The sequence below is a fragment of the Streptomyces sp. NPDC028907 genome (genome assembly GCF_055564995.1).
Genome location: NZ_JBVHVE010000005.1, coordinates 593465 through 604511, shown reverse-complemented (window position 1 = coordinate 604511; position 11047 = coordinate 593465). Strand labels below are relative to the sequence as shown.

General features: G+C 70.5%; 8 protein-coding genes. 2 read left to right on the top strand and 6 right to left on the bottom strand.

Annotated features, from left to right (window positions below; genetic code table 11):
• The first annotated feature begins 33 nt into the window (after positions 1–33).
• On the top strand, positions 34–591 hold the full coding sequence (locus ACZ4UU_RS18690) for a putative glycolipid-binding domain-containing protein (protein WP_468041029.1): 558 nt from the start codon (positions 34–36) through the stop codon (positions 589–591).
• A 24-nt stretch (positions 592–615) separates the two neighbouring features.
• Here the strand turns inward: ACZ4UU_RS18690 and ACZ4UU_RS18685 are convergent, their stop codons facing one another.
• The 5 genes from ACZ4UU_RS18685 to ACZ4UU_RS18665 form a co-directional block, all read right to left on the bottom strand.
• A complete protein-coding gene (locus tag ACZ4UU_RS18685; RefSeq protein ID WP_468041028.1) occupies positions 616–2256 on the bottom strand; it encodes an ABC-F family ATP-binding cassette domain-containing protein in 1641 nt (546 codons plus the stop codon).
• Positions 2257–2393: 137 nt separating this feature from the next.
• Positions 2394–3416: an oxidoreductase gene (locus ACZ4UU_RS18680; RefSeq protein WP_468041026.1), complete on the bottom strand. Its 1023-nt coding sequence runs from the start codon at positions 3414–3416 to the stop codon at positions 2394–2396.
• A gap of 156 nt (positions 3417–3572) precedes the next feature.
• A complete protein-coding gene (locus ACZ4UU_RS18675; protein ID WP_468041025.1) occupies positions 3573–5276 on the bottom strand; it encodes a BCCT family transporter in 1704 nt (567 codons plus the stop codon).
• 79 nt (positions 5277–5355) lie between these two features.
• On the bottom strand, positions 5356–6663 hold the full coding sequence (locus tag ACZ4UU_RS18670; RefSeq protein WP_468041023.1) for a M14 family metallopeptidase: 1308 nt from the start codon (positions 6661–6663) through the stop codon (positions 5356–5358).
• Complete coding sequence (locus tag ACZ4UU_RS18665; protein ID WP_468041022.1) at positions 6660–8618, bottom strand: Xaa-Pro dipeptidyl-peptidase; 1959 nt, start codon at positions 8616–8618, stop codon at positions 6660–6662. Before ACZ4UU_RS18665 ends, ACZ4UU_RS18670 begins: the two co-directional genes overlap by 4 nt.
• Before the next feature lie 208 nt (positions 8619–8826).
• Between ACZ4UU_RS18665 and ACZ4UU_RS18660 the strand changes: the two genes are divergently transcribed.
• A complete protein-coding gene (locus ACZ4UU_RS18660; RefSeq protein WP_468041020.1) occupies positions 8827–10338 on the top strand; it encodes a M1 family metallopeptidase in 1512 nt (503 codons plus the stop codon).
• A gap of 178 nt (positions 10339–10516) precedes the next feature.
• Here ACZ4UU_RS18660 and ACZ4UU_RS18655 read toward each other — a convergent pair whose 3' ends face one another.
• A complete protein-coding gene (locus ACZ4UU_RS18655) occupies positions 10517–11011 on the bottom strand; it encodes a macro domain-containing protein (protein ID WP_468041018.1) in 495 nt (164 codons plus the stop codon).
• Positions 11012–11047 lie beyond the last annotated feature (36 nt).

Sequence of the window (11047 nt, the reverse complement as noted above, 5' to 3'; positions counted from 1 at the left end):
GGGTCCGGGCCGGTCGGCCCGTAGGGTGATGCCATGCCGATGTCGCGCGTCATCACCTGGGAAGTGTCGGAGAGCGCGGGCGTCGGGACCGCCTGGGTCGACTTCGACGACGACACCCTGCGCGCGCGTGGCCGAGCGGTCGGCACGGTTCCGGAGCCGTACTGGCTCTCGTACGAACTCGACACGACCGAGGCCTTCGTGACGCGTCGGCTTGAGGTCACCGTCGAGTCCGCGGGCGGCGTACGCACGCTCGACCTGCGGCACGACGGGACGGGCCGGTGGACGGCGGACGGTGAACACCTGCCCGAGGTCGACGGCGCCCGCGACTGCGACCTGGGCCTGTGTCCGCTCACCAACACGATGCCCGTGCTGCGGCACGGTCTCCATCTGGCGCCCGGGGAACGGGAGTTCCTGATGGCCTGGGTGTCGGTGCCCGAGCTGGCCGTCCTTCCCGCCCGGCAGACCTACACCCACCTCGGGCGGCGTCGCGTCCGCTTCGTCTCAGACGACTTCCGCCGCGACATCACGTTCGACGAGGACGGCTTCGTCGTCGACTACCCGGGGCTGGCGACGCGGCTCGGCGACTCCTGAAGGGGTGACACCGACGCACTCGCCCTAGCGCTCGCTCACCTTGCCGTCGGCGACCTCCAGGCGGCGGGTGACGTGGACCGCGTCGAGCATGCGGCGGTCGTGGGTGACCAGGAGCAGCGTGCCCTCGTAGGCGTCCAGGGCCGATTCCAGCTGCTCGATGGCGGGCAGGTCGAGGTGGTTGGTGGGCTCGTCCAGGACGAGGAGGTTGACGCCCCTGCCCTGGAGGAGGGCCAGGGCGGCGCGGGTGCGTTCGCCCGGGGAGAGGGTGGCCGCCGAGCGCAGGACGTGGTCCGCCTTGAGGCCGAACTTGGCCAGGAGGGTGCGGACTTCCGCCGGTTCGGTGTCCGGGACCGCGGCGCAGAAGGCGTCCAGCAGGGACTCCTCGCCGTGGAAGAGCTTGCGGGCCTGGTCGACCTCGCCGATCAGGACGCCGGAGCCGACGTGCGCCTGCCCCGCGGTCAGCGGGACGCGGCCCAGCAGGGCGGCCAGCAGCGTCGACTTGCCCGCGCCGTTGGCGCCGGTGACCGCCACCCGGTCGGCCCAGTCGATCTGGAGGGACACCGGGCCCAGGGTGAAGTCGCCGCGTCGTACCTCGGCGTCCCGCAAGGTCGCGACCACCGCCCCCGAGCGGGGCGCCGACGCGATCTCCATGCGCAGTTCCCACTCCTTGCGCGGCTCCTCGACGACCTCCAGGCGCTCGATCATGCGCTGGGTCTGGCGGGCCTTCGCGGCCTGCTTCTCGCTGGCCTCGCTGCGGAACTTGCGGCCGATCTTGTCGTTGTCGTTGCCCGCCTTGCGCCGGGCGTTCTTGACGCCCTTGTCCATCCAGGCGCGCTGCGTCTGGGCCCGCTCCTGGAGGGCGGTCTTCTTGTCGGCGTACTCCTCGTAGTCGTCGCGGGCGTGCCGGCGGGCCACCTCACGTTCCTCCAGGTAGGCCTCGTAGCCGCCGCCGTAGAGGTTGATCTGCCGCTGGGCGAGGTCGAGTTCGAGGACCTTGGTGACGGTGCGGGTGAGGAACTCGCGGTCGTGGCTGACGACGACGGTCCCGGCGCGCAGGCCGCCGACGAAGCGTTCGAGGCGCTCCAGGCCGTCGAGGTCGAGGTCGTTCGTCGGCTCGTCGAGGAGGAAGACGTCGTAGCGCGACAGCAGCAGCGAGGCCAGCCCCGCGCGAGCCGCCTGGCCGCCCGACAGGGACGTCATCGGCTGGTCCAGGTCCACCGACAGCCCCAGTGAGTCGGCGACCTCCTCGGCCCGCTCGTCGAGGTCGGCGCCGCCCAGGTCCAGCCAGCGCTCCAGGCTCGTCGCGTACGCGTCGTCCGCACCCGGTGCCCCGTCGACGAGGGCCTGGGTCGCCTCGTCCATCACCCGCTGGGCCTCGGCGACCCCGGTACGGCGGGCCAGGAACGCCCGCACGGTCTCGCCGGGACGCCGCTCGGGCTCCTGCGGGAGGTGACCGACGGTCGCGGTCGGCGGGGACAGCCTCAGCTCGCCCTCCTCCGGCACGAGCAGCCCGGCGAGCAGACGCAGCAGCGTGGACTTGCCCGCACCGTTGGCCCCGACCAGCCCGATCACGTCTCCGGGCGCCACGACGAGGTCGAGCCCACTGAACAGGGAACGGTCACCGTGTCCGGCGGCGAGATTCTTGACGACGAGGGTTGCGGTCACAGGGAGCGATCCTAATAGCCGAGCCGCCACACACTCGCCGCGTTTTTCCGGCGCGTAAGTACGCCGGGGCCGGCAAGGCCCTCAAATGGGCGCGGGGCACTATCGATATGCACATCGCGGCGCCCCCCGACGGCGTACTACCTCGCCATCGCCTCCACCAGCACACTCCCCGACGTCCGAGCCACCACGAACGACTCCCCCTTCACCGCCTTCGCATCCAGCGCGATCCGATGCCGCCCCGCCTCCAGCACCCCGTCGAACACCTCATGCGCATGAGTCCGGTACAGCCGGTCCACGCGATACGCGGTGAGGCGCACCCGGCACGGCGAGGTGACCTCGATGCCCGCCGCCCCGTCGGCGGCCACCAGCCGGGTCAGTCGGCGCTGTTCGGCCGGACTTCGGTCCAGGGCGTGTTCGATCTGCGCGACCAGCAACGGCACGATCGGCGCGAGGCCGTCCACGTACGCCACCTCGGCCCCGGCGTCCGTGAAGGCACGGCGCACGCCGGCGCGCTGCTCCACCCCGATCCCCCGGCCGAAGGCCACGGCGCCGTAGGTGCGCAGTTCGTCGGCGGCGACGCCGCTCACGTCGTGGGTGATCTCGGCGCCGATGCCGATGGTGCGCAGGGCGGCGGCGAGCTTGGCCAGGAGGGCGACGCGGGCGCCGATGAGGAGTACGCGGCGGCGTGGCGCCCCGGCGTCGCGGTCGAGGAGGGAGCCGAGCGCGGCGCGGTACTCGGTGGCGCGGAACCGGAAGGGGCCGATGCCGTGGTAGCCGTTGAGCTCCAGGTCGGCGTGTTCGTCGGTCTGCCAGGCGAAGTCCCGCCAGATGTAGTCGTCGCCGTCCTTGTCGATCAGCGCGGTGACGGCGCCGCAGGCGAGGTCCTCGCAGTCGGGGCAGCCGTAGATGACGTACCGGCCGCCCGGAAGAGGGGCTTCCGCCTCCAGGAGCAGGCTGCGGACCTGGGCGGTGAAGATGGCGGGCGGGACGTCGGAGGCGAGCGGGGAGACGGCGTCGAGGTCGGAGAGCTGGAACAGCAGCGGGCGTCCGTCGACGATGAAGTCCACGAAGTCCCGGTGCACCTGGTAGTCACCGTTGGCGAGGACGCCACCGGCACGCATCGCCGGTGCCAGGCCGAAGGTCGCGTACTCGGCAGACATGCTGTGAGTATCCCCAGGACGGGACCTATATGAGCGCGGCATGACATATTCCGCTAATCGCCCCGGCTCCACCTCCCCGGTTGCCGGGGGCGCGTTGATGGCCCCGGGGGCGCAGGAGGCCGCACCGCTCGCCTCCTCCGCCCCCACGTGCCCCGCTCAGCCGTGGTCGTGGCCCAGCGGGTCGCCCTCCGTCTCGGTGCCGGGTCCCGGGCCGACCCTGATCTCGAAGTCGCCGTCGTACCTCTTGTGGCCCTCGATCACGGCGAGTTCCACGGCCTCCGAACCCATCTCGTTGCGCACGATGACCGGGTCGCGGCGCAGGTCGCGCATGAGGGCGACGCACATGCCGATCATCACGAGGACGAACGGCGCCGCGGCCAGGATCGTGAGGTTCTGCAGGCCGGTGAGCGCGTCGCCCTGACCGCTGCCGACGAGCAGCATGATGGCGGCGACGGCTCCGGTCACCACACCCCAGAACACGACGACGAAGCGTCCGGGTTCCAGGGCTCCCTTCTGGGAGAGGGTGCCCATCACGATGGAGGCGGCATCGGCTCCGGAGACGAAGAAGATCCCGACGAGGATCATCACGAGCAGGCTGGTGACGGTGGCGATGGGGAACTCCTGCAGGACGCCGAAGAGTTGCCCCTCGGGGGTGTCCTCGCCGCCGAGCCCGCCGCCCTCCTTCAGCTTCATCGCCGTACCGCCGAAGACCGCGAACCAGACGAGGCTGACGGTGCTGGGCACGAGGATGACGCCACCGACGAACTGCCGGATCGTACGGCCCCGGCTGATCCGGGCGATGAACATGCCCACGAAGGGCGTCCAGGAGATCCACCAGGCCCAGTAGAAGACGGTCCAGCTGCCGAGCCAGTCCGCGACGCCCTCGCCGCCGCTGGCCTCGGTGCGGCCGGCGAGCTGGGGCAGGTCGCCGAGATAGGCGAAGATCGACGTGGGCAGCAGGTCGAGCACGATGATCGTGGGGCCCGCGATGAACACGAAGAGCGCGAGGATCAGGGCGAGCACCATGTTGGTGTTGGACAGCCACTGGATGCCCCGCTCGATGCCGGAGATGGCGGAGGCCACGAAGGCCAGGGTCAGTACGGCGATGATCGCGACGAGCAGGCCGGTGCTCACGTCGTCCATCCAGTCCAGCTCCTGGAAGCCGGAGCCGATCTGGAGGGCGCCCAGGCCCAGGGAGGCGGCGGAGCCGAAGACGGTGGCGATGATCGCGAGGATGTCGATCACCCGGCCGCCGGCGCCGTTGGCGTGCTTCTCCCCGATCAGCGGGGTGAAGACCGCGCTGATGGTCTGGCGCCGGCGCTTGCGGAAGGTGCTGTAGGCGATGCCGAGCCCGACGACCGCGTAGATCGCCCAGGGGTGCAGCGTCCAGTGGAAGAGGGTGGTGGCCATCGCCGTCTCCATGCGTTCGCCGGAGCCTGCGGGGTCCGTGCCCGGGGGCGGGGTCGTGTAGTGCGAGAGCGGTTCGCTGACGCCGTAGAACATCAGGCCGATGCCCATACCGGCGCTGAACATCATCGCGACCCACGAGACGGTCTTGAACTCGGGTTCCTCGCCCTCGGCACCGAGGTGGATGCGGCCGTAGCGACTGATCGCGAGCCAGAGCGCGAAGACCACGAAGCACGAGGCGGCGAGCATGAACGCCCAGCCGCCGTTGTGGATCAGGCCGTTCAGCATCTTCGTGGACACGCTCTCCAGCGAGTCCGTGGCAGCCCAGCCCCAGATCACGAAGGCCACGGTGATGACGGCGGTGACGCCGAACACCACTCGGTCCGTGCTGGGGTGACCGGAAACGTCCGACGGACCTTCCCGGCCACCTCTCTTCTTCAGATCCTCAGTCATCTGCGGCACCTTCCCCGGTGAACGGTGGATACGCCGGTTCCACGTCGTCTCCCAGGACCTACCACAGATCCCGTCGATCTCAGCCGCTTGTGCAGTCGGTGTCGGGTTGACCGGCCGTGATGCGGTACGGGGCGCGCTCGTCGAGGAGCAGCGGGACGAGGTTGCGCAGGGACTGGCGGAGCGGGACCAGGGCGCCCGTGGAGGTCGTCTCGGACCTCACTCCGTGCAGCGCCAGTTCGTCCTTGACCTGCCGGTACTGGTCAGTGGTGAGCCGGTAGCCGCAGGGCGGGTCCTGGATCACCTCGGCGGGTTCCGGCCGGTCGTTGTCGGCGCCGCCGACGTAGACGGGCCCGGAGTCGGCGAGGCCCGCGAGACGGGCGGCGCCGGTGGCCGCCTCGACCTGCCGGCGACGGACCTCGGTGAAGTCGAACAGGCCGTCCAGCGCCGCCAGCTGAGAGCTCACCCGGCGCCGGTTGTTGAGCGACTCGTCGGTCTTCTCCTCCTCGGTCAGGGGGTCGACGCGACTCTCGATGAGCAGGCCCACGGAGTGTTTGATGCCGGACATGTTCCGCAGAATGCGTTCCTGTCCGTCACCGGCGACCTGCTTGATCGGTTCGCCCGTCACGGGGTCGGTCCAGATGCCGTACGTGCCCGTCGAGTAGCCGGCGTCGGTCGCGGCGGGGCGTACATACCCCTGGGACAGGGTCCGTGCCTCGTCGTGGACGTGCGCGTCCGTGTTGAGGTTGCGCGGCCACAGGTCGAACAGGTCCTTGTCGTAGTACTGCGGTGTGGCGCCGTACTCGTGGAGGTCGTAGATCACGTCGGGGCGCTGGTCGCGGACGACCGCCGCCATGGCGCGGCCCTCGGCGGTCCGCAGCGCGAGGTGGTCGCGGTTGATGTCCACGCCGTCGCTGTTGCCCCGGGTGTCGGCGGCCCGGCCGTCGGGGTTGGCGGTGGGCACGACCAGCAGGGTGGTGCGCTCCAGGAAGCGCCGGGTCTGCCGGTCCTTCGCGTACGCCAGGTCGCGGACGGTGGACAGACAGGCCTCGCGACCGGAGGGTTCGTCGCCGTGCTGGCTGCACACCAGCAGCACCTTGTTCGGGGCGTGGCGCGAGCCGATCCGGACCAGTTGGAGCGGGCGGTCCTGCTTCGTCGTACCGATGCGGCTGACGGAGACCCGGTCGCTGGCCCTGTCGACGGCCCTGAGGAGGCTCTGCTCCTCCGGCTGACTGGTCCAGCGGGCGCCGTTCGACTGCTCGAAGCCGGTGCGGGGCGGGGAGTCGGCGGCCTGGGCGGGGACCGCCACGAGGGACGCGGCGAGGGCCCCGGCGGCCACGGTCAGGGTTCGGGTACGGGTAGGAGTGCGGGTCGCTGGAGTGCGGGTCACTGGCCTCCCTCCGGGATGCGGTGGGCGGTGCGCGGCGGGGCGACGCCGTCCAGGGGCGTGGCCTCGGGGGCCGCGGCGACGGATCCCGCCGTGGCGCGGGCGAAGGCGTGGGCGCCGCCGACCAGCGGGACGCGGGCATTCGTACGGGAGAGGTCGACGGTGAGGGTCGGCTTGGTCGACGGCGGGTCGATCAGGTCCTTGTCGGTGCCCGCGACGATCAGGGCGAGACGGTGGCCGGCCGGGACGACGTGGTCGGTGGACGCCAGGTCGAGGGTGATCGTGTACGCCTTGCCCGGAGTGAGGGGCCGGCCCTTGTGGTCCGAGGCGTGGTTGCCGAGGTCGGCCCAGCCGCGGCTGACGATCGTGTAGTCGACGTCGGCGGTCTTGGCCTCGGTCTCCTTGAAGCAGGCGCTGTCGCCGGTCGTGCTCACGCCCCAGCAGGTGCGGTCGGTGAGCGTGCTGATGCCCTCGCCGCTGGCCGCGTAGTCGCGGATGGTGTCGGGGCCGAGGTCGACGAGGACGGCGGAGAGGTGGGCCGTCGAGGTGGTCGGGGTCGCGGTGACGGTGACCTCGGAGGAGCCGGACAGGCGCAGGTCACGGGTGAGCGGTTTGGTGACGAAGCCCGCCTTGTCGGGGGTGGACCGGTCGATGTGCGCGGCCCAGTCCGTCTCGCCGTGCTGCGGGTCGTCGGTGAACGTCTCGGTGCCCTTGCCCTGACGCAGGCCCAGGGTGCCGACACCGGCCTGGCTGCCCTTGGCGGGGCGCAGCGTGGTCGTGTCGGTACCGCGCGGCGGCCAGACCTTGGAGGTGACCCACTGGTCGGGGTGGCGTTCGATGTCGGCCATCGGCTCACGGTCGATGCCGTTGTCGTAGCCGAGGAGTTCGTGGTCGAACCAGCGGTGCAGGGTCTCGACCCACTCGGCGCGGCGGAAGTCGAAGGGGTCGACATGGCCGGTCTGGGAGAGCCAGATCTTGCGCTCGACGCCGTTCTTCGCGAGGGCGTCCCACCACTGGCCGACGTGCTTCATCCGCACGTTGAGGTCCTGCATGCCATGGATCAGGAAGACGCTGGCCCTGACCTTGCGGGCGTCCTTCACGTAGTCGCGCTCGGTCCACAGGGGCGTCCAGTCGCCGGTGCGCGGGGCCCCGTCGACGAGCTTCTGCTGGACGGCTGCGCACTTGGCTCGGGCGTCGGGGCTGTCGACGTAGTCGGACAGCGCGTCGGGGCCGGAGTCGTACAGCGGGGCGCCCTGCTGGAAGTAGTAGTCGTACCAGGAGGAGATGGCGCTGATCGGGACGATGGTCTTCAGGCCCTCGACACCGGTGGCGGCGACGCCGTTGGCGATGGTGCCGTCCCAGCTCTTGCCGATCATTCCGGTGCGGCCGTTCGTCCACGTCGCGGCGGCCTTGGTGGTGCCGGTGCGGGTCGTGTACGCCTTGGCGCGGCCGTTCAGCCAGTCGACGACGGCCTTCGCGGAGAGGATGTCGGAGCGGCCGCCGACGTCCACGCAGCCGTCGGAGCGGTTGGTGCCGGCGAGGTCGACGCCGACGAAGGCGTAGCCGCGGGGCACGAAGTAGTTGTCGTAGAACAGCGGCATCTGTACGACGTCGCCGTTCGCGTCGTACGTCTTCTTCTGGCTCTCGTTGCCGCGCCCGCAGCAGGAGTAGTAAGGGCTGGCGTCCATGACGACGGGCACCCTGCGGCCCTGCGCGGCCGCCTCGCGGGGCCGGACGATGTCGACGGCGACGCGGTCGCGTCGGCCGTCGCGGTCGAGATCGAGCCCGGTGTCCACCCATACGGCCTCGCGGATGGCGTTCTCGTACGAGTAGACGGGCCTGCTCTCCCGTGGCGCGGCGGCCTGCGCCGCGGCGGGGGCGAGGAATGTGGCCAGCAGGGCGGCTGTGGCCGCCGCCGCGAGCTGTCTGAAGATCGTGAGGCGCATGCGTTTCGGCATGCGCGGACGGTACATCGGTGAACTCCTGTGCAGAAGAGGGCGGCTGACGGCGTATGAGGTCCCGTGTGGCTGATAAACGCCCCTGGGAGGAGTCGGACCATTGCGGCCGAATGGCGATCGTGTGACAGCGGTGGTCATGGACACACCGGAGCCACAGGTACTGAATAGGCTCCGGACAGACTTCGGGCCCCTACGACTTGGAGCTTTCGTGCACCGCAGAATCAAGGCGCCGGGCGCGCTCGCAGCCGCCTCTCTGATGCTGGCGATCCCGGCGTCGGCCGCGAGTTCCACCCCCGGCGCTCCGGGCATCGGCGACCCCTACTACCCGGCCTACGGCAATGGCGGATACGACGTCTCGCACTACGACCTCCGGCTGAAGTACCAGCCGGCCACGGACGAGTTGCAGGGGACGGCGACGCTGCTGGCACGGACCACGCAGGATCTGTCCCGGTTCAACCTGGACTTCCTGCTGGACGTCAGCGAGGTGCGGGTCAATGGCGCGAAGGCGTCGTTCTCCACGTCCGGCGAGCACGAGCTGGAGATCACGCCGGCGAAGCCGCTGGCCAAGGGCACGGACGTCACGGTGGTCGTGCGCTACCGGGGTGTGCCGTCGTCGAAGAAGGCGTACGGCTACACCAGTTGGCACCGCACCCCGGACGGCGGGGTCGGAGCGAACGAGCCCGAGGCCGCCTGGTGGTGGTTCCCCAGCAACGACCACCCGCTGGACAAGGCGACGTACGACGTCTCGGTGCAGGTCCCGGACGGCACGCAGGCCATCTCCAACGGCACGCTGCGGTCGACGAGTTCACGGCTGGGCTGGACCCGCTACAACTGGCGCTCCGACAAGCCTCAGGCGACGTATCTGGCCACGCTCGCCGTCGGCAGGTTCGACGTGACCACGGGGACCAGCGAGAGCGGCATTCCGGTCATCAACGCCTACAGCAAGGACCTGGGCGACAAGACCGGTGCGGCGAAGGCGAGCATCGAGCGGACCGGGGAGATCGCCGACTGGCTCTCCGAGTACTTCGGGCCGTACCCCTACAACGCGCTCGGCGGATACGTCCCGAACACCGACACCGGTTACGCGCTGGAGACGCAGACCCGCCCGTTCTACAGCCCGGCGAACTTCGCCAACGGGTCGAACACCTCCGTCGTCGTCCATGAGCTGGCCCACCAGTGGTACGGCAACCTGGTGTCCGTCAAGGGCTGGAAGGACATCTGGATCAACGAGGGCTTCGCCCGGTACGCGCAGTGGTTGTGGTCGGAGCACGAGGGCGAGGGGACGGCGCAGGAGATCGCCGACTACGTCTACGCCTCGCATGCGGCCGACGACGCCTTCTGGACGGTGAAGCCCGGCGATCCCGGGCCGGACAACCAGTTCGACATCGCGGTCTACGACCGGGGTGCGCTGGCCTTGCAGGCGCTGCGCAACGAGATCGGTGACGGCGTGTTCTTCGCGCTTCTCAAGGGCTGGCCGCAGAAGTACGCCTACGGCAACGCCTCGGTGGCCGACTTCCAGCGGTACGCCGAGGAGGTGTCCGGGAAGCCGCTGGCCGCGCTCTTCGACACCTGGCTGTTCCAGCCGTCGAAGCCGGCCGCTCCGGCGGCGCGCAGCGCGTCCATCGCCAGGTCGGCCGAGGAGCCGGTGCAGCCGAAGTCCTGGAAGAGGATCGCGGCGACGAACGGCGTGCACGAACACGGGCACGAGGGCGAGCACTGACGTCTCGGGGCGTCCGAGGGCCTCGAACGAAACCGCACGCTCGATCGGCTCGTCCGGGCCTCTCGGGTCCGTCCCCGTCGACGGCCCCCCGCGCAGGCGTGGGCGTCGCCGGCGCCGTGGGAGTCCACCACCGGCGCCGGCGGAGCCACCGTGGGGACACGCGTGACCTCGCCGTCGGTCACGAGGTACGCGTGCCCTCCCCGTGGTCGTAGACCGTGACGGCGATCCCCCGCCGCACCAACCGCTCGGTGATCAGCGGTTCGACGCGGGACCACTTGCCACCGGCCAACCCGCAGCCTATCCGCGGCATGTGCACGGACGCGCCGAGCTCGGCCGCCTTGTCGGCCAGCCGTGCCAGCGCGGTGTCGATCGCCTCGTAGCGCACGGGCACGCCCTTGCTGCCGGTGCGGATGCCGCGCTGCCCGACCATGTTGGCCACCCAGACGTACGGCTCGACCTGGACGAACCGCACCGCGCCGAGCCCGAAGTCGTTCCCGGCGCGCTCGCGGTGCCAGGCCCGGTAGGACTTCTCGGGCTCCGGCCAGCGGCGCGATATGGCCAGGACGAAGCCCTTTCCCCATCCCCCTATGTCGTTGCAGACATGGGCGATCACCTTGACGCCCTTCACCGACGGAACGGTGGCGTCACCCCGGATGTAAGTGATCTCCGACATGACGCCACCGTAGAGCCCGCCACTGACAACGGGCGG

Bases quoted from the DNA above. Each gene is read 5' to 3' on its own strand.
- ACZ4UU_RS18655 (WP_468041018.1), bottom strand. From the start codon at position 11,011: ATGTCGGAGATCACTTACATCCGGGGTGACGCCACCGTTCCGTCGGTG.
- ACZ4UU_RS18680 (WP_468041026.1), bottom strand. From the start codon at position 3,416: ATGTCTGCCGAGTACGCGACCTTCGGCCTGGCACCGGCGATGCGTGCC.
- ACZ4UU_RS18665 (WP_468041022.1), bottom strand. From the start codon at position 8,618: ATGCCGAAACGCATGCGCCTCACGATCTTCAGACAGCTCGCGGCGGCG.
- ACZ4UU_RS18690 (WP_468041029.1), top strand. From the start codon at position 34: ATGCCGATGTCGCGCGTCATCACCTGGGAAGTGTCGGAGAGCGCGGGC.
- ACZ4UU_RS18675 (WP_468041025.1), bottom strand. From the start codon at position 5,276: ATGACTGAGGATCTGAAGAAGAGAGGTGGCCGGGAAGGTCCGTCGGAC.